The following is a 26511-nucleotide window of genomic DNA, read 5'->3' on the forward strand; positions in this document are numbered from 1 at the left end:
AACTATGCCATGCACAGACAGCATGGCATATCCCGGCCATTGTTTAACCACTCGTTAGCCGAAAGGGCTGAGGCCGGTTCAAGGTTGAGCTCGCACAGCATGAGGGCATTTGGGTACACTAACGCCTGTTTGGGCCTGGTACCGGCGAGCGATTGGTTCGTCCGTCAGGCGCTTTTCTCGTCTCTATTAAGGGAATGATTGGTTGATGTCGCACTCTTATCGTCTGGTAGTGTCCTGCCCGGATCAGGTGGGTATCGTGGCGCGTGTTTCCGGCTTCATTGCCCAGCAGGGAGGGTCGATTACCGAAGCCAGTCAGCATTCGGATCTGGAAGCCGGGCGCTTTTTCATGCGTTACGAAATCCTGGCGGATTCGGTGGGGATGACCGCTGAAGCACTACGAACGGCATTCGAACCGGTTGCCCGTGAATTCGATATGCAGTGGGCCTTGACCGATACGGCCAGGCGCGCGCGGGTGGTGCTGATGGTGTCGCGGGAATCGCATTGTCTGGTGGACCTGCTTTACCGCTGGCAAGCGGAAGAGTTGCCTTGTGATATCGTTGCGGTGATTTCCAATCATGAAAATTTGCGTTCACTGACCGAGTGGCATGGTATTCCCTATTACCATGTGCCTGTAGATCCTGCTGATAAACAAGCAGCGTTCGCTACCGTGCAAAACACAATCGAAACACTGAATGCCGACTGTGTGGTACTGGCGCGCTATATGCAGATCCTGCCGCCCGCTCTTTGCGAGCGCTATGTGGGGAAAGTGATCAATATTCACCATAGTTTCCTGCCCTCGTTTGCCGGAGCCAAACCCTATCATCAGGCGTTTGAACGCGGAGTAAAACTGATCGGCGCCACTTGCCATTATGTTACCCAAGAGCTGGATGCAGGCCCGATCATCGAGCAAGACATCCATCGGGTGAGTCACTGCCATACCCCGACCGACCTGGTGCGCTTTGGACGCGATGTGGAAAAAGCCGTGCTGGCTCGTGGGTTGCGTTGGCACTTGGAAGATCGTGTGCTGATTCACGGCAACAAGACAGTCGTGTTCAGCTGAACCTGACGGAAGTAATCACCATGTCGTTTTCCGAAGCCGTACTGGATTTTTGGGTAGTGCTGCTATGTGCCCTGGGCTCAGCAGTGACACTCGGGCTGGCACTGTGGCAACGCCCTTGGCGAGCTCTACTGGCTGACACGGCATTGCAGCATCGCTGGCTTGCGGCAACGGTGGCGATTTTATTGATGTGGCAGCTGCGTGCCCAGGCGGTGGATTGGTTGGTACTGCATCTTACTTTCACCGCCCTGATGACCTTGGTATTCAAGGCGCCCTTGGCACTGCTGAGCAACACTTTGGTCAATGTTGCCATGGTACTAGTGGGGCGCAATGAGTGGTCGCTGCTAGGAGTCAATATCCTGGTCACAGGTATCGTTCCAGCGCTGGTGATCGTGCTGATATGGCGACTCGTGGACCGACGTTTGCCTGATAATCTGATGGTGTTTCTTTTTATCTGCGGCTTTTTCGGCTCGGCAATGGCTACCTTGGCGGGAGGTTTTGCGGCGGTGGGGTTGGTTTTGCTGGGAGGCGTGGACCGGGAAGCAGTGTATCTGGCTCAGGAATATGCTCGATTCCTGCCTTTACTTATGCCATCGGAAGCGTTTATCACCGGCATGCTGATGAGCATTCTGCTGGTCTATCATCCGGAGTGGGTGGCCACCTTGAATGGCCACCGCTATATAGATACTAAATAGATAGGCACGAATAATATAGATAGGCACGAATAATGCCGACTGGTTAACCCAGCGCTTGCCCGTTGCCGCCCCGAATGACGCCGACACCCACGCCCTCGATTTCGAGGGGTTGATGGCGCAAGTCGATATCGATAGGCAAAAAATCAGGGTTTTCAGCGGTTAATGTGACTTTATGGCCTTGTCGATGAAAGCGCTTTACCGTCACTTCCTCTTCCAGTCTTGCGACGACGATCTGGCCATTGCGCACACGTTCGGTGCGATGTACCGCCAGAAGGTCGCCTTCCAGGATGCCCGCATCCTTCATTGATAGCCCACGAACACGGAGCAGGTAGTCCGCCTTGGGTGTGAAGTATTCCGCCGGTAGGGGGCAGTAACGGTCGATGTGCTCGGTGGCCAGTATGGGGTTGCCAGCGGCGACTTCTCCGATTACCGGCAGCCCTTGGAAGGCAGCAGGTTCCGGGAAAGCCGGTTCGGAAGAAGGCGACTCGACATTTTCCATGGGTACCTGAGCGGGTAGGCGAATGCCACGCGAGGTATTACGGATGATGCGGATAGCTCCCTTGCGCTCAAGTGCGCGCAAGTGTTCTTCGGCAGCATTGGGCGAGCGAAAGCCAAGCGCTTTGGCGATTTCCGCCCGGGTCGGCGGATAACCCAGCTCATTCATGGTCTTTACGATGAAGTCGTAGACATGTTGTTGGCGAGCCGTTAAAGGGCGGGACATGGCAAGCTCCAGAAATCGTCAAAAGTCACGGCTGATAGTGGTGAATCATTAGGTGGTTAAGCATACAGCATGTTACTTCATCCAGTATATGGCGGCTCGCCTGGGCTGCCAACCAACATTCAGGCGTTGAGCCCCCACGGTCTATGACGTAATATTTGTTTTCGTTTTAAACACACGTTTTCCGGAGAGCGCCGTATGGCCCAGTCTGATACTGTCACGCGTATTCTGGATACAGCGGAAGTGTTGTTTGCCGAGCGTGGCTTTGCTGAAACATCGCTGCGCACCATCACCAGCAAGGCGCGGGTCAACCTGGCGGCGGTCAACTATCACTTCGGCTCCAAGAAGGCTCTGATTCAGGCGGTTTTTGCGCGCTACCTGGATCCTTTTACGCAACGCTTTCATACCGCTCTGGACGAGCTTGAAGCGCATCACGCCGGCAAGGTCATTCCACTCGACGAACTTCTGGAAACCATGGCGACGACGGTGCTGGCGGTGCCTGCCGAACGCAACAGTCTCCAAGTATTCATGCGTTTGTTGGGGTTGGCCTATAGCCAGGCGCAAGGCCATTTACGACGCTATATACAGCGGGACTACGGCGACGTCTTTACCCGCTTCACCGAGCTTGTGCGCCAGGCGACGCCGGAATTGCCCGATGCCGAGCGTTTCTGGCGCTTGCACTTCATGCTGGGTACCGTGATCTTCACGCTGTCGGGACTTGAGGCGTTACGTGACATTGCCGAGCAGGATTATCATGAGCAGGTGAGCGTGAAGGATCTGGTGCGCCGCTTGCGGCCAGTCGTCGTGGCGGCGATGAACGCCCCTCTTCCCGATCAAATGCAAAACGAGGGTTTTCACAAGGATTTTCATGCGCACCCCGATCCTCAGTGAGCTGCCTCCCGTCGACGGCGCTTGGATAGAGATTGATGTGAGTCGCCAGTGCTTGTCGTTGTGGCAGGGAGAACAGCTGATTCATATCTGCGATATATCAACTGCCCGGGCGGGAACAGGGCAGCAAGAAGGCAGCGGTCGCACACCGCTGGGTTGGCATTACATTCGCGCCGCCATCGGCCGGGACGCTCCTCTTGACGGTGTGTTTCGTGGCAGGCGTTTCACCGGGGAAGTCTATAGTGACGCCTTGGCGAAAGCGCATCCGGCTCGTGACTGGATATTGACGCGCATTCTATGGTTATGCGGGTTGGAAACGGGTGTTAATCGCGGTGCGTGCGTGGATTCTCAGCGGCGCTATATTTATCTACATGGCACGCCCCCCAACCAACCCATGGGAGTGGCACGCTCACATGGCTGTATTCGCATGCGCAATGCCGATCTTGTGTTGATGGTCGAAAAAGCTCCGCCGGGAACCCCTGTCTGGCTGCATGAATAGCGCCGCTGTCTTTGAAAAAGCGGTGATGAGCTTGTCGAGGAAGGGTATGGGGTCGCGCCAACGGTTAATAGTGGTCTAGAATCAGCGCCCCTTGCGCAGGAGGTTTGCCATGACACAACTCCCCGGTCCGGTGATGCTGGATCTTGAAGGGCTTCATCTGACAGCTGACGAGCGTGATCTGTTGACACATGAGGCTGTCGGCGGTGTCATCCTGTTTGGGCGTAATACTGAAAGTGCACGTCAGGTACAGGCGTTGTGTGCGGAGATTCGCAGGATACGCCCGGAGTTGCTGCTGGCCGTGGACCAAGAGGGTGGTCGTGTGCAACGCATCAAGGAAGGTGTGACGCGCTTGCCTGCCATGGGTATGTTGAGCCGGGAATATGGTCAGGCACCGGAGGCCACCTTAGCGCTGGTGAAAGATGCCGGTTGGTTGCTGGGCATGGAGATGGCGGCCTGTGGTCTGGATATCAGCTTCGCCCCGGTGCTGGACGTGGATATCGGTATTTCCAGCGTGATAGGTGATCGCAGTTTCGGGGCTGACCCGGAACAGGTCGCTGCACTGGGGTATGCCTTTGTTCACGGCTTGCATGAAGCCGGTATGGCGGCGGTGGGTAAGCATTTTCCCGGCCATGGGGGGGTCGCAGCGGATTCACACATTGCGCTGCCGGTGGATGAGCGTCCATTAGCGACGCTCAAGCAGCAGGATCTGATTCCCTTCACTCGCTTGGCGGGGGTGCTGAACGGCATCATGCCGGCCCATGTGATATACCCCGCTTTTGATCCACGCCCCGCCGGATTTTCTCCCAGTTGGTTAGGGATGTTGCGTGAATCGCTGGGCTTCAAGGGGTGCATCTTTTCCGATGATTTGAGCATGCAAGGTGCGCAGCAGGCCGGCTCTCCGGCTCAACGCGCCCATGCAGCTCTGGAGGCCGGTTGTGACATGCTGCTGGTATGCAATGACCGGCAGGCAGCCCTTGAGGTATTGCAAGCCTGCCAGGGGCGACGGGCCAAGCGTGCGGGCAAGTTGCTGTATGGCCGGGCACGCCCGGACCTCGATGCCCTGGAGGCATTGACCCGTTGGCGACGCACCCATGCACGCCTGGAAGCCATGGCTGCAAGCAAATAACACCCTTTAATGCAGATACAATGAATGCAATTACAACGTGGAGTGCGGTAAATGGTAAAGCTGGGTATGGAAGCGGGTGAGTCTCTGGCGACCATGCGTGAAATAATGAATAACGCGGATTGCCTGATTTCACAAGACGAGGTTGAACTCGCTCTGGATCGCATGGCGGAAGCTATTACGCGAGATCTCGGCGATAAGCTGCCGGTCTTTTATTGTGTGATGAATGGCGGCCTGATCACGACCGGGCACTTGTTGACTCGCCTGGGCTTTCCGTTGGAAGTCGATTATCTGCATGCCACGCGTTATCGCAACGAGTTACGTGGCGGTGAGCTGTTCTGGCGGGTATCGCCGGAGATTCCTATGGCCGGGCGGCACGTCGTGATTGTCGACGACATTCTGGATGAAGGGGCCACCCTGGCGGCTATTCTGGCGTACTGCAAGGAAGCAAAAGCGGCCAGCATCACCACGGCGGTATTGGTCGACAAGCAGCACGACCGCAAGGCCGTGCCTGGGCTCAAGGCCAATTACTGCGGTCTTGAAGTGGTCGATCGTTACGTTTTTGGTTTTGGTATGGATTACAAGGGCTACTGGCGGAATGCTCCAGGTATCTTTGCTCCGGAAGGGCTATAAATAAAGTCCCCCTTGAATGAAAGGAACCTGTCAGTGAGGTGAGAAACGCCGCTTCAATCCGGTTTCTGCGATCATGCGGGTAGAGATTTCCTCGACGGAAGAGCGGGTCGTATCAAGGTAGGGAATATGCATGCTGCGATACAGCGACTCCGCCTGCTCAACCTCTTGCAGGCATTGATCCATGGAACTGTAGCGACTATTGGGGCGGCGTTCATGGCGAATAGCGGCGAGTCGACGAGCATCGATGGTCAAGCCGAATAATTTACTCCGATGCGGGGCCAAGGCTTTGGGCATCTTCAGGAAGCCGTCTTCGTCCTGATCATCCTCCGTCAAAGGATAATTGGCTGCTCGGATACCGAACTGCAGCGCCAGATAAAGCGACGTGGGCGTTTTGCCGCAACGCGATACCCCGACCAGAATGATATCCGCTTCGGCATATTGATGCGTGCGAGCGCCATCATCGTTGTCCAGAGCGAAGTGCACCGAATGAATCCGGTCCATATACACATCGTCGCTTCCGATGGAATGGGTGCGGCCTACGCTATACGAGGAGTGAGTGTCGAGTTCCTGCTCCAACGGTTTCAGAAACGTCGAGAAGATGTCCACTTTGAAACCGGACGCCTTTCGGATCACGTCGCGTATGCGCTGATCGACGATGGTGTCGATAATGATCGGACGCTCGCCGTCACGAACCGCAGCAGCATCGATGATATCCACCAACGCCTGGGCCTTTTCCAGATCATCGATATACGGCTTGGTCAGCATGCGAATCTCGACGTTTTCAAATTGCGCCAATAAGCTGCGCCCCAGGCTTTCCGCAGTAATCCCGGTGCCATCGGAAATAAAAAAAGCAGTACGTGTCATCTCGCCGACTCTTTGAAAAATGAAGGGTTATTGTCAGCCTGCTTGGCGGTCGACACAATCCTTCGTGCCGCTAACGACTACATAATCATTCACAAAACCCTGCTTGTTGTAAAAAACCTCCACCTACTTCGATGTTAGACCAATGGCGAATATCTGATTGCGGTGATAGGGTAGCAACCTCCATTTTTGGCGGCCCATCTGGGCTTACCGGTGTCGTTATGCAAGGGGGTTGCGTGGAAGAGTACATTCTGTGGTTCGATCAGCTAGGTATGACAGATGTCGAACGCGTGGGTGGCAAAAACGCCTCTCTCGGCGAAATGATCTCGAACCTGTCGGAAGTCGGTGTCACGGTACCCGGCGGCTTTGCCACCACTGCTCATGCTTATCGCGAGTTTCTCTCCCACGAAGGCCTGAATGAGCGCATCAACACTGCCTTGTCACGCCTGGATGTGGATGATGTCAAGGCGCTGGCGCAAGTGGGTGCCAAGATTCGTCAATGGGTAATCGACACGCCCCTGCCCCCGACATTCGAAGCTGCCTTGCGCGAGGCCTATGGGAAGCTTCAGACGCAGCATCCCAATCTGAAGGTTGCCGTGCGCAGTTCCGCCACGGCAGAAGATTTGCCGGATGCCTCCTTTGCCGGTCAGCAGGAAACCTTTCTCAACATCGAAGGCTTCGACAACATCAAGCGTGCCGTTCACGAAGTCTTTGCTTCCTTGTTCAATGACCGGGCGATTTCCTACCGCGTGCACCGTGGCTATGCCCATGAAAACGTGGCGTTGTCCGCCGGTGTACAAAAGATGGTGCGCTCGGAAACCGGTGCCAGTGGGGTGGTGTTCACGCTGGACACCGAATCCGGCTACCGTGATGCGGTATTCGTCACCGCCTCCTGGGGCTTGGGTGAAACCGTGGTTCAGGGTGCAGTAAATCCCGATGAATTCTATGTTCACAAACCCACGCTGGCTGCCGGTCGCCCTGCGGTATTGCGCCGTAACTTGGGTTCCAAGTTGATCAAGATGATCTACACCGACGATGCCAGTGCCGGCAAGTCGGTGGCCACGGTGGATGTGCCCTTGGCGGATCGTGGTCGCTTCTGCCTGAACGACGAGCAAATCATGTCGCTTTCGCGTCAGGCGGTGATTATCGAACAGCACTACCAACGCCCGATGGATATCGAATGGGCACTGGACGGCGACGATGGCGAACTTTACATCGTTCAGGCCCGCCCGGAGACCGTGGTATCGCAACAGGAAGGCGGCAAGCTGGAGCGCTTTCATCTGAAAGAGAAGGGCAGAACCCTGGTAACCGGACGTGCCATTGGCCAGCGTATAGGCAGTGGTGCGGTCAAGGTAGTGCTTTCCCCGGATGATATGGACAAGATTCTGCCGGGTGATGTACTGGTTACCGACATGACCGACCCTGACTGGGAGCCGATCATGAAGCGTGCCTCGGCGATTGTCACCAATCGGGGAGGGCGCACCTGCCATGCGGCGATTATCGCACGGGAACTGGGCATTCCCGCCGTGGTTGGCTGCGGCGATGCCACTGTACTGCTGAGCGATGGTCGGGATGTCACGGTATCCTGCGCCGAAGGTGACGCCGGCCATGTCTATGAAGGGCTGCTCGACTTCGATTGCAAGGTTTCCAGTGTCAACGCCATGCCGGAAATTCCCTTCAAGATCATGATGAACGTGGGTAACCCGGACCGTGCCTTTGGTTTTGCCGGTTTACCGAATGCCGGTGTCGGCCTGGCGCGGCTGGAATTCATCATCAACCGCATGATCGGCGTTCATCCCAAGGCGCTGCTCGAGTACGACACCTTGCCTGCCGATTTGCAGCAGATCATCGATATGCGTACCGCAGGTTACGCCGACCCGGTCAGTTTTTACGTGGATAAACTGGTCGAAGGCATTTCCACCCTGGCGGCGGCCTTCCATCCTCAGCGGGTGATCGTGCGCCTGTCCGACTTCAAGTCCAATGAGTACGAAAACCTGATCGGCGGCAAACTCTACGAACCCGGTGAAGAAAACCCCATGCTGGGTTTCCGTGGTGCCTCGCGTTACATCTCCGATGCTTTCCGGCCGTGTTTTGAGCTGGAATGCCGTGCGCTCAAGCGTGTGCGTGAAGAGATGGGCCTGGATAACATCGAGATCATGGTGCCCTTCGTACGCACCACCGATGAAGCCCGGGAAGTGGTGGAGCTGCTGTCAGCCAATGGCCTTACCCGTGGCGAGAACGGCCTCAAGGTCATCATGATGTGCGAACTGCCCGCCAATGCGTTGCTGGCGGATGAGTTCCTCGAATATTTCGACGGCTTCTCCATCGGCTCCAACGACCTGACCCAGCTCACCCTGGGGCTGGATCGAGATTCAGGCATCGTGGCGCATCTGTTCGACGAGCGTAATCCTGCCGTCAAGAAGCTGTTGGCGATGGCGATACAAGCGTGCAAGGCGCAGGGCAAGTACGTAGGCATCTGCGGTCAGGGGCCTTCGGATCATCCGGATCTGGCCAAATGGTTGATGGAGCAGGGCATCGATTCGGTCTCTCTGAATCCAGATGCAGTACTCGAAACCTGGTTCATGCTGGCGGGTGAAACCATCGATTGACGCTTCGCTTGAACCAGGACCGTTCCAGGTAAATGTGTTAAAGAAAATAAAAGCCCGACGTTTTCGTCGGGCTTTTCGTTGGGGGCTTCCGAGACACCCAGAAAATTGACTATGCTGCATTGAAGTCGTCATTCATCCAGGAGCCTGACCATGACACTGCGCCTATCCTCCGTGGCGGTTTCCTTGTCGCTGATTATTCCAGTGACCGCCTTGGGCTTTACTTATTCCATGCCCTCGATTAGCCCGGAAGTCGATTCCGGGTATACGGAAAAACCCGGCTGGGAAATGCAGACATTTGCCGTGGCCGCGGCGAATCCCTTGGCTACCGATGCGGGCTATCAAGTGATAAAGGCGGGTGGAAGCGCAGTGGACGCCGCCATTGCCGTGCAAATGGTACTTATGCTGGTCGAGCCGCAATCCAGCGGTATCGGAGGTGGCGCCTTTCTGATGCACCACGATGGTGACGAGGTGAAGGCTTACGATGGGCGTGAAACCGCTCCCGACGCCGTGGACGAAACGCTTTTTCTGGAAGATGGCGAACACTTGGAATTCATGGAGGCAGTGGCCAGCGGCCTCTCGGTAGGCGTGCCGGGAACGCTCAAGATGTTGGAAATGGCCCATGCCGAACATGGCGCGCTAGCCTGGGAAGCGTTGTTCACACCGGCCATTACCCTGGCGAAGCAAGGCTTTGTGGTAAGCCAGCGATTACATGCCAGCCTGGCCAATGATAGGTACTTGCGCGAAGACCCCTTGGCGAGTCAGTTTTATTACACCGAGGAAGGCGAGGCACTGGAGGTAGGCGAAACGCTGCGCAATCCCGCCTTGGCGGAAATATTGGAGGCGATCGCCGAGAAAGGCAGCGATGCCCTGCACCAGGGGAGTATCGCCGAGGACCTGGTGGCACGCGTCCAGTCGCATCCAAGTCGCCCGGGTACCATGACCCTGGCGGATCTCGAGGATTATGAGGCCAAGGTACGCGAACCGCTCTGCACCGCATGGCAGCAATGGGAGGTGTGCGGTTTTCCACCGCCTTCTTCCGGGCATCTGACCATCATGCAGATTCTCGGTATGCTGGATCATCTGCCGCTCGTCGAGGCTCCCCTGGAAGCCGGCGTTCCCAGCGCCGCCTGGTTGCATCAATTTCTGGAAGCCTCGCGCTTGGCATTTGCTGATCGTGGGCGTTATATCGCCGATCCAGACTATGTGAGTGCCCCTGGCGAAGATTGGGCGCTGATGCTGCACCCGGATTACCTGGCCTTGCGAGCGGAGCTAATCGAGAGCCAGACCATGGGCAGCGAGGCCGAACCGGGCAGACCCGGGGAAGTGATCATGACCTGGGCCTCCCAGCCGCAACAGCCGGAATACGGTACCAGCCATATCAGTATCATCGATGCCGAGGGGCGGGCCGTGGCCATGACCACGACGATCGAACAGGCCTTCGGCTCGCGGATACTTGCCGATGGCGGCACCGGCTTGCCGGGGGGCTATTTGCTCAATAACGAGCTGACGGATTTTTCGTTTACCCCGCAAGTGGATGGTCTGTTAGTGGCTAATCGTGTCGAGCCCGGGAAACGGCCACGCTCGAGCATGAGTCCGACGTTGGTATTCGAGCGCGATGGGGGTGATCTGGTAGCCAGCCTAGGCTCTCCCGGTGGCGCGGCGATTATTCATTATACTGCGCGCACCCTGATTGCCTTGCGCGATTGGGGCATGAATGCTCAGCAAGCGCTTGACCTACCGCATGCGATTACGCTGGGTGGCCCTGTTTATCTGGAGGAAGGCCGGTTCCCTGAAACTACCCGGATTTCGCTCAGCGAGCGCGGCCATGAGGTCAGCGAACGCGAATTGACCAGCGGCTTGCAAGTCATTGTGCGCCAGCCGGAAGGAGAGCTGTTCGGAGGCGCCGACCCGCGCCGCGAAGGGGTGGTGATGGGTGAATGAACTCAATGGCGCAGCCAGTTGCGCAGCTTTACCAGTAACAGCTCGCCATCGCTCAGTTCGCGGCGTTCGGCTATTAGATCAGCCAAGCGAGCCGGGTAATCGGTGATGATGGCATCTACGCCTAAATCAATCAGCTGTGACATGCGTGCGGGATCATTGACCGTCCAGGCGTGTATTTCATAACCGTACTGAGTGGCCAGCTTGATTTCGGTCTCAGTGATGCGGTTATGGCGCAGCCCCAAGGCGTCGAACTGGCGACGGTCCAGCGTGCCAAGCAAGATTAACTGGGCCAGTAACGTTACTCTTAGTTTCGGCTCGCGGCGCTTGATTTCCTCGACCACCCAGGGCGACATCACGGCAAGACGGCTTTCTTCGATGACGTCGGGGTTGCCGCAGCGTCTGCGCGTCATGTGTGGGGCTTGCGTATGGCAGGCCAGGCGAATGGCTGCCTCGTCGTGCAGTGCTTCAATCACAGCCTCCAACAAGGCTATTTCATTTCCCGGCTCGGGCTTCATGTCGATCATCAGAGCGCTTCTGCCGCGAACCGTGGCAAGTGCCTCGCTGAGGGTGGCAATCCGTTCACCGACAAAGGCATCCCCGAACCAGCTTCCCATATCGAAAATGCTCAGTTGTTCCAGGCTGAGATCACTCAGGTTGCGCGGGTCACCGACAAGGCGTTGCAGGCTGCGATCATGATGGAGCACCACTTCGTTGTCGGCGGTCAGGCGCACATCAATTTCCACATGGGTGGCATTATCCTCGATGGCCTGTTCCACAGCGGCAAGGGTGTTTTCCGGTGCGACCATGGAGCTGCCGCGATGGGCGATATTGGCCACCTCATCGCGAATATCGAAACTATTGATGATCAGCCAGGCCTGGGATACGGCAAATAGCAGTACACCAAGCTCCACCATCCAGGCCAGGCGGCCGGGGTGTGCGTCGGCGGGTGGTGGTGTGGGGCGCGCTTTTTGGTGAGCCAGCTGCAAATAAAGACTGGCCGAGAGCAGGGCGTTGGCGGCAATGCCGATGAAGGTGATTGCCAGGGTGATAAGCAGATAGCCGGTCAGGTAAACCAGCATGGCGGGAATCAACACCGCGTTACGCTCGGGAAGCAGCCATAACAGGGGTGTGAAAAAGCGATCGAACAGCAACGTCGTCAGCAAGGGAAGGAGTATCACCAGGGCCAGGACGGCGAATACCGCCACGCCGATCGAGCGCTGCCAGCCTCGCGTCAACCACACACTTCGCTTGAGCGCGGCTTGTGGTGAGAGATTTTCCAGGGTGACCAGGGGCAAGGCCAGAATCCAGCGCAGGTACAGCCAGCACGCCAGCCACAGCCAGAGGCCGATTAGCGGTAGTGCCGTCGCCAGGAAATACCATAGCGCGGCCGGGCGAATGCGCTGAACGTAATAGGGCTCCAGGTCGCCGAGCCAAGCCCCGTAAAGCCAGGCAATACCCAGCATGAAGGGTACCGCCAGCAGAAGGTGTGAGCCAACCTGCATCACCACCAGTCCTGCCAGTGCCGGTAGCCGTCTTAAGCTCAGCCAGAGTGCCTCGAACGCCAGTCGAAAGTGATTGTCCCGGGGCCTTGCCGCGACTTGGATCATGCCTGCCTGTTGCAGGTAAAGCACCGTAAATGAAAGCCCCAGCGCCACCAATATGACTAGCACGCCCGCAGGGCTGAATAACAGCAATATCAGTTCATCAAGGGTGATCACGGTACGGTTGAACTGGGCCAGCACGAAGCGTACCGACCAGGCCACCGCCGGCAGCAGCAGGGCGGTTGAAAGCAGCGTGAAAAAAAGGTGATAGGCGATCAGCGGACGCAGGTGATCGCGAAAGGTACGCAAAAGGTCAAAACCGAGACGTGAAAGCGGCTGCATGGATGCTTGGAGACCATTTTGAAGAAAAATGATCTGCCAGGGTGGCATTGTCGGGCCTTCCCTGGCAAACCGTGCCTATCCAGGTGTGAACTGTGAGTCAGGTAGGAAGGGTGAGCTCGTGCTGCGCCAGTACAATGCCGTTATTGTCGGCATATATCCATTGGCCCGGGGTAAGGGTGGCGCCGGCGAATGTCACGGGAATATCACGCTGACCTTCGTTGCGTTTTTCACTCTTGCGTGGATGATTGCCCAGCGCCTGAATGCCCAGCTCAAGTTCGGCGAGTATGTCCACATCTCTTACACAGCCGTACATGATCACACCCGCCCAGCCATTTTCCACTGCTTGCCTTGCCACCATATCACCGAGCATTGCGCAGCGATGCGAGCCACCGGCATCCACTACCAGCACGGCGCCTCCACCGGTTTCGGCAAGGGCCTGTTTGACCAGGGAGTTGTCTTCGAAGCATTTTATGGTGCGAATCGGGCCGGCAAAGGCATCTATTCCTCCGTAGTTGACGAAAACAGGATCGAGTACCACCACGTCCGGGTGGGCATCGCAAATGTCTGGGGTGACAATCTGGGCCATGGGGAAAATCTCCAGGAAAATAGTAACGCGTATTCAAACGCTAAAAAAAACGCCCCACCCTGTCAAATCGACGTGGGTGGGGCGCTCAGTCATCGACTCAGAAGAACGCTAGAATCAGGCTTCTTGAGCGACCGGAATCACGTTCGAGGCAATTTTCTGATATTCCTCGATTTCGTGGAAGTTCATGTAGCGATAGATTTCACCTGCCATGGCGTCGAATTCACTCATGTAGCGCTGATATTCTTCAACGCTGGGCAAGCGACCTTCCACGGCTGCGACAGCGGCAAGTTCGGCTGATGCCAGATAGACATTGGCGCCATCGCCCAGGCGGTTGGGGAAGTTACGTGTGGAAGTCGAAACCACCGTGGACTTCGCTGCAACCCGTGCCTGATTACCCATGCACAGAGAGCAACCCGGCATTTCCATGCGCGCTCCGGCACGGCCGTAGATGCCGTAGTAACCTTCTTCGGTCAGCTGATGCTGATCCATCTTGGTCGGCGGTGCAAGCCACAGACGAGTCTTCAGGCTGCCGGCGGGCTGCTTCTCGAGCAACTTGCCTGCGGCGCGGAAGTGGCCGATGTTGGTCATGCACGAGCCGATGAAGACTTCATCGATCTTCTCGCCGGCAACCTCGGACAGCAGACGGGCATCGTCCGGGTCGTTCGGCGCGCAGAGGATCGGTTCCTTGATTTCGCTCAGGTCGATTTCGATGACTTCGGCATAGTCGGCATCTTTATCTGCGCGCATCAGGCTCGGGTCGGCCAACCAGGCTTCCATGGCCTCGATACGACGGCTGATGGTACGCTCGTCGCCATAACCGTTTCCGATCATCCACTTGAGTAGCGTGATGTTGGAGTTCAGGTATTGCGCAACGCTTTCTTCGCTGAGGGTGATGGTGCAGCCCGCGGCAGAGCGCTCGGCGGAGGCATCGGAAAGCTCGAAAGCCTGTTCGACGGTGAGGTCGTCAAGCCCTTCAATTTCGAGGACGCGGCCGGAGAAAGCATTCTTCTTGCCGGATTTCGCGACGGTCAGCAGACCTGCCTTGATACCGTAAAGTGGAATGGCGTGAACCAGATCGCGCAGCGTGACGCCCGGCTGACGCTCGCCCTTGAAGCGCACCAGCACCGATTCCGGCATATCCAGCGGCATGACGCCGGTGGCGGCGGCGAAGGCGACGAGGCCCGAGCCCGCCGGGAAGGAGATGCCCATCGGGAAGCGCGTGTGCGAGTCGCCACCGGTACCGACGGTATCCGGCAACAGCATACGGTTGAGCCAGCTGTGAATGATGCCATCGCCCGGGCGCAGTGAGACACCGCCGCGGTTCATGATGAAATCAGGCAGGGTGTGGTGAGTGTCCACATCGATCGGTTTGGGGTAAGCCGCGGTGTGACAGAATGACTGCATCACCAGGTCGGCCTGGAAGCCCAGGCATGCCAGATCCTTGAGCTCATCGCGAGTCATCGGACCGGTGGTGTCCTGAGAACCTACGGTGGTCATCTTGGGTTCGCAGTACATGCCCGGGCGAACGCCTTCCATGCCGCAGGCCTTGCCGACCATCTTCTGGGCCAGGGTATAGCCCTTGCCGGTATCGTGAGGCTGCTCGGGCAGGCGGAAGACATCGGACGGCTCAAGGCCCAGTGACTCACGCGCCTTGCCGGTCAGGCCGCGACCGATGATCAGCGGGATGCGGCCGCCGGCGCGCACTTCATCAAGAATCAGCTGAGTCTTGAGTTCGAAGGTGGTGATGACCTCGTCGGTGCCGTGCTTGCACACCTTGCCTTCGTAGGGGTAGACGTCGATGACATCCCCCATTGCCATCTTCTCGACATCCATCTCGATGGGCAGAGCGCCGGAATCTTCCATGGTGTTGAAGAAGATCGGAGCGATCTTGCCGCCGAAGCAGAAGCCGCCGGCGCGCTTGTTGGGTACGTTCGGAATGTCATCACCGAAGAACCACAGCACGGAGTTGGTAGCGGACTTGCGCGAGGAGCCGGTGCCGACCACGTCGCCCACGTAGACGACCGGGAAACCCTTGGCTTTGACGTCGGCGATCTGCTTGAGCGGACCGGTGGTGCCGGGCACTTCCGGTTCGATTCCTTCACGCTCGTTCTTGAGCATGGCGTTGGCATGCAACGGCATGTCCGGGCGAGACCAGGCATCCGGCGCGGGCGAGAGGTCATCGGTATTGGTTTCGCCGGGCACCTTGAATACCGTCAGGGTGATCTTTTCGGCCAGGGCCGGCTTGGACAGGAACCATTCGGCCTCGGCCCAGGACTGAATGACGTCCTTGGCGACGGCATTGCCGTTCTTGGCACGCTCTTCCACATCGTGAAAGGCGTCGAACATCAATAGCGTGTGCTTGAGCTGCTCACCGACTTCCTTGGCGAGTTCTTCGTCGTCCAGAAGCTCGACTAGGGAGACAATGTTATAGCCGCCCTGCATGGTGCCTAGCAGCTTGACCGCATGAATCTTGTCGATCAGCGGAGAGCTTACTTCGCCCTTGGCGATAGCGGTAAGAAAACCGGCCTTCACATAAGCAGCTTCATCGACACCCGGCGGTATGCGGTTGGTAAGAAGATCAAGAATGACCTCTTCTTCACCGGCCGGTGGTGCCTTGAGCAGTTCGATCAGTGCCGCAGCTTGGTCGGCGTTCAAAGGCTTGGGGGGAACACCCTCGGCGGCACGTTCTTCGACATGTTGACGGTAAGCTTCAAGCACGGTAGGAACCCTCTCATCTGTTATGCTGGCCAAGGCGCCACTCATTGAAAAATTCAATCAAATAAAGCGCCTGGCATGTGAAACGTTGTCGGTAACATCGCTGCTAACGAATTATTGATAACAAAGTCTTGAAGAAACATTCTGCATCGGTATTGAGTGGCTCTTTTAAGCACAAACTTGATGTCAGCGGCTTGACAACAGCCTGTCTCTGGATGCCGCGATTCTACGGGAAACTGTCGACAATGTTAAGCTGATGCGCCGCTAACCCCCTTGTACTTTGGGTGGATGTGGGGAATTCTGGAACGGTCTAGGTGGCGGGAGAACGCTAACAAGGGGAGGTTTATGACGGGAATGGTGCGCTCGCCCTGTGTGGGGGTATGTTCCACGACGCTTGGCGATGAGTATTGCCGTGGTTGTCAGCGCAGCCATACGCAGATCACACGCTGGTCAGCAATGAACGATGCGCAACGCGACGCCTGTATGCAGGCAATCGATCAGTTACGCGAACAAGTGGCGCAGCGTTTCATGCATGTCTTCGACGCCGCACTTCTGGAACGGAAGCTTCTTCGCCATGGCATCCGCTACCGGCCGGAACAGCCGCCTTTGTCGCGTGTCATTGAACTGTTAAGGGTGGGCAGAGGACGTATCCAGCAACTCGACCGCTATGGTGTGGAGTGTCAGCCATCCACAGCTGACCTGGATATCAAGGCATTATATGCTGCACTCAATCAAGCCTTGCTCATGGCGGTAGAACAGAGCTTGGATAGTCCTTGCTGAACAAGGTATTGCTTAGTCCGACTTATTTACTAAGGATAGGTTGGGTTAAATATTGTATGATATTTTTGACCGCCTCGATGAGATTTCATGTCCTTACAAGACCCTTTCTTGAAAAGCGAAGTAGCCCCCTTGACACATGAAGCGAGCACTTTGAAACGCAAAGCATCCCCTTTGGTACCCGCTGAGCACCGCGTCAGTGCAAAGGAGCTGTTACCGGATAGCTTGCTGGATTTTCTGGCTTGCCCGACGCCGCCGGCGTGGCTTGAATGGGCCATGGAAAACCCGGATATCTTGCTGATCGATCATGCCCAATGTGAGAAAAAGGCCGCTTCAACGGCCATGAACCTTCTCTATCGCTACGTGGATCAGCCGCTCCTGTTGGGTAAAATGTCTCAGTTGGCCCGGGAAGAGTTGCTGCATTTCGAGCAAGTCGTGACGCTGATGCGTGCCAGAGGAATTGCTTATCGAAACTTGTCAGCCTCGCGTTATGCTGGGGAATTGCGCTCGCATGTGCGTACTCATGATCCTGAACGCTTGATCGATATTCTAATTATTGGCGCCTTGATCGAGGCGCGAAGTTGCGAGCGGTTTGCATGTTTGATTCCTTATCTTGACGTGGAGCTTGCCAAGTTCTATCGAACTCTGGTTAAGTCGGAAGGACGCCATTTTGAGGACTATCTAATGTTGGCGCGCGAACAGTCCCGGGAGCCGATCAACGAGCGCATCGCATTTCTGGTTAATTGTGAAGCTGAACTGATTACGACGCCGGACACGGCATTTCGTTTCCATAGCGGCGTGCCCGCCTGAGGCCACCGCTTACGTCAGGCAGGATATGTATCATGCGCGATGCTAGTGAGTCTGATCAGCTGATTCTCTTCGGCCATTTTTCGCTGACCCAAGGCGATGATGTGCTGACGCATTTCAGTTACGACAAAGTCAAGGCACTGCTGGTTTACCTGTTGCTGCATCGGCAACCGGTCAATCGTGCGGCCTTGGCAGAGCTTTTGTGGCCCGACCAAGGGCTTTCCTCAGGGCGTACCAATTTACGCCATGCGTTGCATTGCCTGCGGCAGTCGTTGGGAGAAAATGCTGAGCAAGTGCTGAGTGTTTCTCGTCAGACAATTGCTTTCCAGCTGCCCTCGGGGTGGCATGTCGACCTGCATCAGTTGCAAACATTATTGGAAGGCCCGCGTGACATCGATACGTTGCATTCACTGCTGGGTTGTTACCAAGGCGATTTGATCGAAGAGCTGCAGTTGACCAATTGTGCTGAGTTTCAGCGCTGGTTGGTGCAGGGGCGCAATGAATGGCGCCAACGGGTTATTCGTTTCGCCGAGCAGGTGCTGGAAGCGCATGCTGACGTGCCTGGTGAGTTGCTGGAAAGCTTAGTCAGTCGCTTTTCAGGTTATGGCCCTTTTCATGAGCGTCTGGTGCGGCAACTGGCTGTCCAAGGTCAGATGGCGGCTGCTCATGAACAATACAACAGCTATCTGCAGTTATTGGCGCTTTCCGGCCAGCAGCCAGAGCCCAGTTTCCTGCAGTTAGCCAACTATTGGTCTGATGGCCATCATGATCACCGCGCCATGAGCCCCCAGGGGGCCTTTTCCCGTGCCTTGGCCGCCGACAGCAAGCCTTTGCGCGAAGAGGAAATTGAGCTGCGCCAATTATCGGTGATGGCCATTCGTCTGCACTTGAAGGGCGAGTGGCAGGAGCGGGCGGCGACGCGTAGTTGTCTTGCTCTGCAACTGGAATTGCTGCGCTGGTTAGAGCAACAGTGCCATCACCTGGGCGGCTTCTGGCTGCCGGGCGCCACGGGCGGGTTGGGCCTGGCCTGTTTCGGAACGCACGGCCCCGCGCATCAGCTGGCGGAGTTGGTGGCGCTTTACGAGCACTGTCGCCAGGCCCTTGATCAAGAATGTGAACGGCACTGGACGGGCAGTGGTGACCCGCCGCATTTCGAGCTGGCAGCAGGGCTTCATAGCGGCCGGGTAGTGTATCTGCCGGAGCGGCAGTTGGCCGATCCTTTAGGTCAGGTGACCCAGGTCACGTTGGAATTGATGAGTGCCGCTGAAGGCAGTGAACTGGTCATTTCTCAAGAAGCTAGCCAACACATGCCCCCGGCTCTGGATCTACAGCCACGCCTGGTGTCGCGCCTGGTGGCAAGCGATGGCCGTATCCGTCTGAGAGCCTTGGTGCTGGGGCAGAATGAAGGCGGCCCTGATGCATTGCCGCCCAGTCTGGTGGGGCGTGAAACCGTTTTACGTACCTTGCGTGACGCCTTGGCTCGGGCCGGAATCGGTCTGCGCCAGAGTGTACTGGTACGCGGTGCTTCGGGAATGGGGAAGTCAGCGCTGATGGTGGGGTTCCGACAGCTTGAAATAAGCCGTGAAGCAGCGATTTGCTGGCAGCCGACCACTCGCCTGTCTGTTCTCGAGCCTTATGGCGTGGCTCGCACCCTATTGCGCTGGCACCTGTCCGCCAAGCCTGACATCGATGCAGTAAAGGCATTACAAGCGCAGCTTTCGATGCCGGAGCTGGACGAGGCTCGCCAGCAGTTGCTGGAAGAAGCCTTGGGTGTGCGTGAAGTCCAGGAAGTATCCCAGCTGGCCCAGAACGGCGAGGCAGTTGAACTGGTGGTCGCGTTATTGCATCGCTTGATAGAGCATCAAGCCGAGATGCATATCCTGGTATTGATGATTGATGATCTGCAGTGGCTGGATGAATCCTCGTTCAAGGTACTGGCAGGCCTTCAGGCACGCTTGCCGATCAATACCGCTTTCATGCTGGTGGCGAGCCACCACGGGCGTGAACCTCTGCCGGTCAAGCTGCACTGGGACCAGCAGGTCTGCTTGGGCAAATTGGATGCCCTGCAATCTTCGCGGTTGTTATCGCAGTTGGCGCGACGTTACAGCATTCATCTCAGCCCGCGTTTGCGCAACCAGATCATCGAGCGCTGCGATGGTGTACCACTTTATATGCAGGAAATCTGTCGTCGCCTGGACATGGATCGCCGCGAAGGGCGTAGCGTTCATTTCGATGAACTACCCAAAGGGTTGCTCGGTCTTCTGGCGAGCCGTATCGACCAGCTCGATGGCGATCGAGAGGTGGCGCATATCGCGGCGGTACTGGGCAAGCGCTTTCGTCTTGATTTTCTGCAGGAGTGCAGCGGCTGGGAAATGCCACGCTTGAACCGGGCGCTGGAGCATATGCGGTCTCTAGAAATTATCGAGCCGGTCGAGAATGAAAGCGCGGAGCACGAATATCAATTCAGCCATCAGCTGCTTCAGGAAGCAGCCTACTTGTCCTGCCCTCGAGATGTGCGCGTCAAGTTTCATCAGCAAGTGGTAAGCCTCATCGAGGAGCGCTTCCCGATATGGATCAGCCGACACCCGGGCGACTTCGCCACTCACCTGCGGCGCAGCGGACATTATGCCCGGGGTGCGCGATATTTCGAATTGGCGGCACGTGAAGCCCTCAAGGTCAGTGCCAATCGTACTGCATTGCGTATGGCCGACGCCGGCTTGGCCAGTCTGCGTCATGTAGAAGGACAGGCCGAACGTCAGGTCAGCTTGCTGACCGTGCGTGGCCAGGCGGCATTTGCCTTGGAGGGTCATGGGTCACCTACCGCCCACGAAAGTTTCGTTTTGGCGCGTGATCTGCTGCATCAATCCAGAAATGAATCGCTGGAAGAGTCGGAAGACCTGGAGCAGGTCTTCCTGGTCAAGTGGGGATTGTGGGTGGGGCGTAGCCAACGCTATGCCCATGCCGATGCGTTTTCCCTGGCGTCCACCCTGGCCGATATTGCCGCTCGCCTGGAAGACCCCCGCTACAAGCGCCTGGCGGATTACGCCCGGGCGCACTGCGAATATTGGGCGGGAAGTGTGCGCCAGGCCCATGATCACCTGGATGAGATCGACCCGCTTAACTCGCCCATGATGATCGAGTGGCTGCCGTTCTCCGATCATCCTCAGGTGACGGCGGCTTGCTTCCAGGGATGGGCACTTTGCTTGCGTGGCGACTACCAGCGCGCGGAACACCATGTCGCTTCAGCGCTGCGATTGGCGGAAAAAATTGGTCATCCGGGCACCTTGGCCATGGCGCTGATGTTTGCAGCCTCCCTGTACCGTCAGTTAGGTCATGTGCATTTGGCCACACGCCAAGCTGAACGTGCCGCGGCAATGACAGGTACGCCGGATTTACAGCTATGGCAGATTTCCGCGCAGAGCGTGCTTGGCTGGCAGCGCGCCTTGTCGGGTGATGCCAAAGGGCTTGCGCATGTGTCGCAGAGTCTGGACCAAATGGCTGAGCTCAATGGCCGGGATCGTTACCAGCGACCGGTATGGTGGTATGCCGATGCCTGTATTGCATTGGGAGAGTTGACCACCGCCGAAGACTATCTGGATCAATGCCTGGTCATCGCCCAGGAGCGAACTACCTTGTTCCTGCCGGAGCTGGCCATTCAGCTAGCACGCGTTAGACACTTGCTGGGACACCCTGCTAACGAAGTGCGGGCATTGGTGGAAATGGCCTTGAACCAGGCTCGAGAACATGGCAATCACCATCAAGAGCTGGCCGCACTCGAGCTATGGTTGACTCATATCGACCCCGAAGATGCTCAGGCAAAAGAAACGTTCCGTCACATGCTGAGCAAGGTCAATCATAGTGATGCCCCGGTGCTGGTGCGCTGGGTCAGTTTGCTGGATAGGCGCTTGTCGCATAAAGAGAGCCTGGAAACCTGATCAAGTCGGCCGGCATCGAGCCGGCCCCCGGTCAGGTGAGTTGCTCGAGTTGGATGATGGCGGTGAGCGCCTCATCGCGATGGTTGCCGCACAACGCAGGGTCGTAGCTGAACTTCTCGCAGACGGCCGGGCGACGTGAATCGCCGAATAGCCGGCAAAGATTGTGTTCATCGAGTTGTACGCAGCGCATACCCGCGGGTTTACCTTCCGGCATGCCGGGAATCGGTGATGAAATGGAAGGCGCGATGCAGCAGGCGCCGCATCCCGGGCGGCATCCTGCCGAGGCTTGCTGGGTTGCGGCGTCAGCTTGGCTCATGGCTTTGCCTCGGCAATGGCCCCCTTGTCGATTCCTTCGAAGGCCTGTACCCGCGTTAATTGGCCGGTTTGCCCGGCAATAAGACGCGCCAGCCAAGCCGCGATATTCTCTACAGTGGTGGGGGCCGCAAGCACTGCACAGCGGTGATGGGGAAGACGAATGAAAAATTCTCCCTGTTGCGCATGGTAGCGGCTAGCTAACTGGTCGGGATTTTCTTCATCGATAATATCGGCGCTATCCACTAGATAACGATCTGCCAGCCAGGCGGCCCACTCGCTTTCAAGCCTTGGAGCACGCACGCCGTTCTGCCAGATATGCAGCCGCGAACGGTGCCCATGCGCAATGCGTTGACAGTTACCGACATGGCGCTTGAGTCCATGGCTGTAGCTATAGGCCGGCCCCTCTATAACCTCTTCGTGCAAGGCCAGACGAATAGCCTTGACGCGGGCCGGGGGGGAGCGCATCAGCTCTACTGAAAGATGCTCGGCAAGGCGTTGGGGAGTGATTGACGACCAGGGAAGAGCAGTTATTGCTTCAGGCGGCGCGCGCATCTCGAAATCGTAGGGCGCGGTAGCGCGCAAATAGACTTCTTGCTCAGAGGAGGCAAGCGTTACACCGGAGGCTTGGGTGGGTACCAGTAGCGTGTGGTCGACGCCGGCATCGAGATAACGCTTGAGCCAAGGCTTCACCTCGCCAAAATCAAACAGCATGCCATCCTCGCCCAGGTCGCCATCCAGTTCGACATCCACTTGCCAGCTGACGCCGATCAAGCCGCGCTGCGGACACCATAGGGAAGCATCGATGTGGGTCAGGCGGTTAACGAATAATGTCATCAGTCAATTCCCGCAATCTTGTGGGTCTGCAGCGAAAGCCGCCACTGGGGATGTGCCAGACAATAAGCCACGGTGTCGGCCATGCGATTGCCCGGCTCGCCCAAAGGGCCGGTATCCATCGGTTGAAGAAAGAAATGCCTGAAATTGAAAGCGGCAAAACGCTCGGGTGGGGCGTCGGGCTGCGGGTAAACCAGCTTGAGCTCATCGCCAGAGGTCACCGCCAAGGCATTGCTGCCCTTGGGACTGACACACAGCCAGTCGATACCCGCTGGAACCGGCAGGGTGCCGTTAGTTTCCACCGCCACTTCGAACCCTTGCGCCTGCATGGCGTCGATCAAGGCAGAGTCAAGCTGCAGCAGCGGTTCACCACCAGTGAAGACCACATAAGGGGTAGCGTGGCCATCCTGTTTCGGCCACAAGGCATGCAAATGTTCCGCCAGTGTTGCTGCCTGGGTAAAGCGTCCGCCATTCTGACCATCGGTGCCGACAAAGTCGGTGTCACAAAAGCGGCAGGCCGCCGTGGCGCGATCCTGTTCGCGTCCCGACCAGAGGTTGCAACCGCTAAAGCGACAGAAGACGCTGGCGCGCCCGGCTTGACCGCCTTCGCCCTGTAAGGTGTAAAAGGCTTCCTTGACGTGATACATCAGGCACCTCCTGGGGCGGGGTTCGATTGGCGTAAGCCAGCATATGCCAAGGGGTCGGTTACGCCGTTGGCGGCAAAGGCTGCAAGCCGTTCCCTGCAGCTACCGCATTGGCCACAGGCAAGTCGCTCGCCCAGATAGCACGTCCAGGTGTCGCTATAATCAAGTCCCATTCGCAGGCCGTCAGCCAGAATATCGGCTTTGCTCGCATGCAGATAAGGCGCATGTATTTTCACTGCCTGGAAATTGGCGACTGCCGCTACGGTATTCATTTTTTCCACGAAGTCGGGGCGACAATCCGGATAGAGCACATGGTCGCCGCCATGGGCGCCGTAGTCGACACGGTCGGCGCCGATATTCACTGCCTTGGCAATCGCCAGCGATAGCAAGATCATGTTGCGGTTGGGCACCACCGTCGCACTGAGGTTTTCCTCTTGGTAGTCGCCGGTGGGCAGCTTGCGGTCTGAATCGGTCAAGGCGGAATTGTCGATCAAACCATGTATCGCACGGATATCCACCACCTGGTGAAGCACCTTGAGCTTGTGGCAAACTCGGGCGGCGACTTCAAGTTCACAGGCGTGGCGCTGGCCGTAATCAAAGGAAAGGGCATGCACCTGGCGACTTTCATGAAGAGCACGGTGCAAGACGGTAAAAGAGTCCATGCCGCCGGAATAAATCACGACGCTGGAAGGGGTATGAGGTTGGGTCATGTCAGGGCTCTGTGTCGGAGAATTTTTCGTACCGCCTGAGCGGCTATCCGGGGTCCGGTCCGGAACGGCGGCTAGTGTACGCAATGAGCGGATATCTGGCCAGAATCAGTGGCAGTTGGTAGAATTCCCTTCCTCTGATATTTCCTACCGCGTGGCTCGGGTATTACTGTGCCGAGCACGCCGCTTCCCTTTAGTGGTGAACCTTGATGAATGCGCCTGAATTGCTGTCACCCGCCGGCACTTTCAAGAACATGCGCTACGCTTTTGCTTATGGCGCCGACGCGGTCTATGCCGGTCAGCCACGCTATTCGCTACGTGTACGCAACAATGATTTCAAGATCGGCAATCTGCACAAGGGCATTGCCTATGCCCATGAGCGGGGCAAGAAGTTTTATGTGGCATCCAACATCGCCCCGCACAATAGCAAGTTGAAGACCTACCTGCGCGACATGGAAGCGGTGATCGAAGCCGGCCCCGATGCACTGATCATGTCAGACCCCGGCTTGATCATGATGGTTCGCGAGCGTTGGCCTGACCAGGAGATCCACCTTTCGGTGCAATCCAATGTGGTCAACTACGCGGCGGCCAAGTTTTGGCAGAAGCAGGGCATCAGCCGAATCATCCTTTCCAGGGAGCTCTCGCTTGAAGAGATTGGCGAGATTCGTGCTGAATGTCCCGACCTTGAGATTGAAACCTTCGTCCATGGTGCGCTCTGTATTGCTTATTCGGGTCGTTGCTTGCTCTCTGGTTACTTCAATCATCGCGATCCCAATCAGGGCACCTGTACCAATGCGTGTCGCTGGAAATACAACACCGTCGCCGCATCCACCGATGAAACCGGTGACCTGGTGCCGGCAAATTCCGCTCGGGCGCATGCTGCAAGTGGCATCTGGACGCCGGAACAAGGTGGTCTGATTGCCTCGGGCGGCGGCAGTGCAGAGATGCCGGCGTCGGAAAGCACCGCTACTGCCGGCGGCGTGGAAGGGCAGGACGAGCTTTCGGCACTTATCGAAGATCGCACTCGCCCGGGTGAATTGATGCCGGTGCATGAGGATGAGCACGGCACCTACATCATGAATTCCAAGGATTTGCGTGCCGTACAGCATGTGCCGCGACTGACTGAAATGGGTGTAACCTCACTCAAGATCGAAGGGCGCACCAAGTCGGCCTATTATGTGGCGCGTACCGCTCAGGTTTATCGCCGCGCTATCGATGATGCTGTGGCCGGCCGACCGTTTGACATGCGCCTGATGGACGAGCTGGATAACTTGGCCAACCGAGGTTATACGGAAGGCTTCTACCGGCGCCATGTTCATGACCAATATCAGAACTACGAGCAAGGCAATTCGGTGGGCGTTCACCAGCAGTTCGTGGGTGAAGTGTTGAGCTATGACCCTGACCGGGGGATGCTGGAAATCAATGTCAAGAATCGCTTTGAAGTGGGCGACGGCATGGAGCTGATGTTACCCGGCGGCAACCGCCGCTTTACTCTTGAGCATATCGAGAACAAGCGCGGTGAATCGGTAAGCGCGGCACCGGGTTCCGGCCATGTGGTAGGCATTCCCGTACCGGGCGAGCCGATTGCCGCTGAACGTATTGAATTTGCGCTGTTGATGCGAGACCTGTAATTTTCGTAGCTAATGTCATGCTGTACTCATGATACGCCGTTCTGATGTCATGCAGTGCCATGCCTGGGTATGGACATGAACGTCATTAGCCGAGAGGCTGGGTGATGCATATCAATGGAACCAGATAGGCGATCCGAATGGCCACGATTGAACATAGCGAAATTATCAAGGCGTCTCCCGAGCGAGTGTTTTCCCTGTTGCGCCGGGTCGAGGACTTCGCGGAGTACTCGGACTGGGTCGAGGCGATCGAACCCTTGGGAGAAGAACGCTATCGCTGGCATGTACGGGCAGTGGGCATGGACTGGACATTCGACGTGGAGGTCACCGAAACGCGACCGCCGGAAGTGTTGGCGTGGAAATCACTCGATGGGGTGAAAAACCATGGGCGTTATCATTTGCGTCCGGTTGCCGAAGGTACCGATGTCTCCCTGACCCTGACCTACGAAATTCGCAATCGCCTGATGGAAAAGGCGGTCAACAAGGCCGCCAAGCCGTTGGTGGGCAAGATCAGCCGACAGATTCTCGAACGCGTCGAGGCTCGATTAAATACGGGCTGACTGCTTGCAAAAAGATTCGCGATGCTCCCACCATCAAGAGGAGCATCGGCTCCCTTTTGTCTCATCTGAAAATCCGCGAGTGCGAGCAGTTTCAGAAGA

The 26511-nt window shown here is 57.1% G+C and carries 22 protein-coding genes; 13 read left to right on the plus strand and 9 right to left on the minus strand.

What is annotated here, in order from left to right; genetic code table 11:
• The first annotated feature begins 205 nt into the window (after positions 1 to 205).
• Together purU and LG290_RS06890 are read left to right on the plus strand one after the other, a co-directional pair.
• Entirely contained in the window at positions 206 to 1060 is an 855-nt protein-coding gene (purU, locus tag LG290_RS06885; RefSeq protein WP_499836786.1) for a formyltetrahydrofolate deformylase, read from the plus strand.
• 20 nt (positions 1061 to 1080) lie between these two features.
• A complete protein-coding gene (locus tag LG290_RS06890) occupies positions 1081 to 1752 on the plus strand; it encodes an energy-coupling factor ABC transporter permease (RefSeq protein ID WP_499836787.1) in 672 nt (223 codons plus the stop codon).
• 43 nt (positions 1753 to 1795) lie between these two features.
• Here the strand turns inward: LG290_RS06890 and lexA are convergent, their stop codons facing one another.
• Entirely contained in the window at positions 1796 to 2473 is a 678-nt protein-coding gene (gene lexA / locus LG290_RS06895; RefSeq protein ID WP_160416883.1) for a transcriptional repressor LexA, read from the minus strand.
• A gap of 195 nt (positions 2474 to 2668) precedes the next feature.
• Between lexA and LG290_RS06900 the strand changes: the two genes are divergently transcribed.
• From LG290_RS06900 to LG290_RS06915, 4 genes are all read left to right on the plus strand, one after another.
• Positions 2669 to 3361, plus strand: a complete 693-nt coding sequence (locus LG290_RS06900) for a TetR/AcrR family transcriptional regulator (RefSeq protein WP_160416882.1) — start codon at positions 2669 to 2671, stop codon at positions 3359 to 3361.
• On the plus strand, positions 3339 to 3857 hold the full coding sequence (locus LG290_RS06905) for a L,D-transpeptidase family protein (protein ID WP_499836788.1): 519 nt from the start codon (positions 3339 to 3341) through the stop codon (positions 3855 to 3857). The genes LG290_RS06900 and LG290_RS06905 overlap by 23 nt, the downstream gene beginning before the upstream one ends.
• 109 nt (positions 3858 to 3966) lie before the next feature.
• The gene (gene nagZ, locus LG290_RS06910) at positions 3967 to 4983 is read left to right on the plus strand and encodes a beta-N-acetylhexosaminidase (RefSeq protein ID WP_499836789.1); all 1017 of its coding nucleotides are present in this window, start codon (positions 3967 to 3969) and stop codon (positions 4981 to 4983) included.
• A 51-nt stretch (positions 4984 to 5034) separates the two neighbouring features.
• Positions 5035 to 5613, plus strand: coding sequence for a hypoxanthine-guanine phosphoribosyltransferase (locus LG290_RS06915; RefSeq protein WP_160416879.1), 579 nt, complete (start codon positions 5035 to 5037; stop codon positions 5611 to 5613).
• Positions 5614 to 5643: 30 nt separating this feature from the next.
• On the opposite strand, the gene ppsR is transcribed toward LG290_RS06915, so the two are convergent.
• A complete protein-coding gene (ppsR, locus tag LG290_RS06920; RefSeq protein ID WP_499836790.1) occupies positions 5644 to 6477 on the minus strand; it encodes a posphoenolpyruvate synthetase regulatory kinase/phosphorylase PpsR in 834 nt (277 codons plus the stop codon).
• Positions 6478 to 6710: 233 nt separating this feature from the next.
• On the opposite strand from ppsR, the gene ppsA reads away from it, so the two are divergent.
• Positions 6711 to 9083 (plus strand): phosphoenolpyruvate synthase, encoded by a 2373-nt coding sequence (gene ppsA / locus LG290_RS06925; protein ID WP_499836791.1) that lies wholly within the window; start codon positions 6711 to 6713, stop codon positions 9081 to 9083.
• Positions 9084 to 9233: 150 nt separating this feature from the next.
• Positions 9234 to 11024 (plus strand): gamma-glutamyltransferase, encoded by a 1791-nt coding sequence (ggt, locus tag LG290_RS06930; RefSeq protein WP_499836792.1) that lies wholly within the window; start codon positions 9234 to 9236, stop codon positions 11022 to 11024.
• A 2-nt stretch (positions 11025 to 11026) separates the two neighbouring features.
• Here ggt and LG290_RS06935 read toward each other — a convergent pair whose 3' ends face one another.
• The 3 genes from LG290_RS06935 to acnB form a co-directional block, all read right to left on the minus strand.
• Positions 11027 to 12955 carry a glycerophosphodiester phosphodiesterase family protein gene (locus tag LG290_RS06935; RefSeq protein ID WP_499836793.1) on the minus strand — a complete coding sequence of 643 codons (1929 nt, stop codon included), beginning with the start codon at positions 12953 to 12955 and terminating at the stop codon, positions 11027 to 11029.
• Between the two features lie 49 nt (positions 12956 to 13004).
• Positions 13005 to 13493 carry a ribonuclease E activity regulator RraA gene (rraA, locus tag LG290_RS06940; RefSeq protein ID WP_160416875.1) on the minus strand — a complete coding sequence of 163 codons (489 nt, stop codon included), beginning with the start codon at positions 13491 to 13493 and terminating at the stop codon, positions 13005 to 13007.
• Positions 13494 to 13607: 114 nt separating this feature from the next.
• Positions 13608 to 16211 (minus strand): bifunctional aconitate hydratase 2/2-methylisocitrate dehydratase, encoded by a 2604-nt coding sequence (acnB, locus tag LG290_RS06945; RefSeq protein WP_499837053.1) that lies wholly within the window; start codon positions 16209 to 16211, stop codon positions 13608 to 13610.
• A gap of 342 nt (positions 16212 to 16553) precedes the next feature.
• Here acnB and LG290_RS06950 point away from each other — a divergent pair, with 342 nt between their 5' ends.
• The 3 genes from LG290_RS06950 to LG290_RS06960 all read left to right on the plus strand — a co-directional run bounded on the left by LG290_RS06950 (position 16554) and on the right by LG290_RS06960 (position 21727).
• Complete coding sequence (locus LG290_RS06950; protein WP_160416874.1) at positions 16554 to 16988, plus strand: DUF1289 domain-containing protein; 435 nt, start codon at positions 16554 to 16556, stop codon at positions 16986 to 16988.
• A gap of 87 nt (positions 16989 to 17075) precedes the next feature.
• The gene (locus LG290_RS06955; RefSeq protein WP_499836794.1) at positions 17076 to 17795 is read left to right on the plus strand and encodes a MiaE family protein; all 720 of its coding nucleotides are present in this window, start codon (positions 17076 to 17078) and stop codon (positions 17793 to 17795) included.
• Positions 17796 to 17827: 32 nt separating this feature from the next.
• Entirely contained in the window at positions 17828 to 21727 is a 3900-nt protein-coding gene (locus LG290_RS06960; protein WP_499836795.1) for an ATP-binding protein, read from the plus strand.
• A gap of 31 nt (positions 21728 to 21758) precedes the next feature.
• Here the strand turns inward: LG290_RS06960 and LG290_RS06965 are convergent, their stop codons facing one another.
• From LG290_RS06965 to queC, 4 genes are read right to left on the minus strand one after another with little or no spacing between them, the layout of a single operon-like run.
• Positions 21759 to 22043: a YkgJ family cysteine cluster protein gene (locus LG290_RS06965; RefSeq protein WP_499836796.1), complete on the minus strand. Its 285-nt coding sequence runs from the start codon at positions 22041 to 22043 to the stop codon at positions 21759 to 21761.
• Positions 22040 to 22876: a 6-carboxytetrahydropterin synthase gene (locus LG290_RS06970; protein ID WP_499836797.1), complete on the minus strand. Its 837-nt coding sequence runs from the start codon at positions 22874 to 22876 to the stop codon at positions 22040 to 22042. Before LG290_RS06970 ends, LG290_RS06965 begins: the two co-directional genes overlap by 4 nt.
• A complete protein-coding gene (gene queE / locus LG290_RS06975) occupies positions 22876 to 23520 on the minus strand; it encodes a 7-carboxy-7-deazaguanine synthase (protein WP_499836798.1) in 645 nt (214 codons plus the stop codon). The genes LG290_RS06970 and queE overlap by 1 nt, the downstream gene beginning before the upstream one ends.
• Positions 23520 to 24227 carry a 7-cyano-7-deazaguanine synthase QueC gene (queC, locus tag LG290_RS06980; RefSeq protein WP_499836799.1) on the minus strand — a complete coding sequence of 236 codons (708 nt, stop codon included), beginning with the start codon at positions 24225 to 24227 and terminating at the stop codon, positions 23520 to 23522. Before queC ends, queE begins: the two co-directional genes overlap by 1 nt.
• Before the next feature lie 206 nt (positions 24228 to 24433).
• Between queC and trhP the strand changes: the two genes are divergently transcribed.
• Together trhP and LG290_RS06990 are read left to right on the plus strand one after the other, a co-directional pair.
• Positions 24434 to 25855 carry a prephenate-dependent tRNA uridine(34) hydroxylase TrhP gene (gene trhP, locus LG290_RS06985; RefSeq protein ID WP_160416867.1) on the plus strand — a complete coding sequence of 474 codons (1422 nt, stop codon included), beginning with the start codon at positions 24434 to 24436 and terminating at the stop codon, positions 25853 to 25855.
• A 137-nt stretch (positions 25856 to 25992) separates the two neighbouring features.
• Complete coding sequence (locus LG290_RS06990) at positions 25993 to 26412, plus strand: SRPBCC family protein (RefSeq protein ID WP_499836800.1); 420 nt, start codon at positions 25993 to 25995, stop codon at positions 26410 to 26412.
• The last annotated feature ends 99 nt before the right edge of the window (positions 26413 to 26511 follow it).

Source organism: Halomonas sediminis, from assembly GCF_044871105.1.
GTDB lineage: Bacteria > Pseudomonadota > Gammaproteobacteria > Pseudomonadales > Halomonadaceae > Vreelandella > Vreelandella zhuhanensis.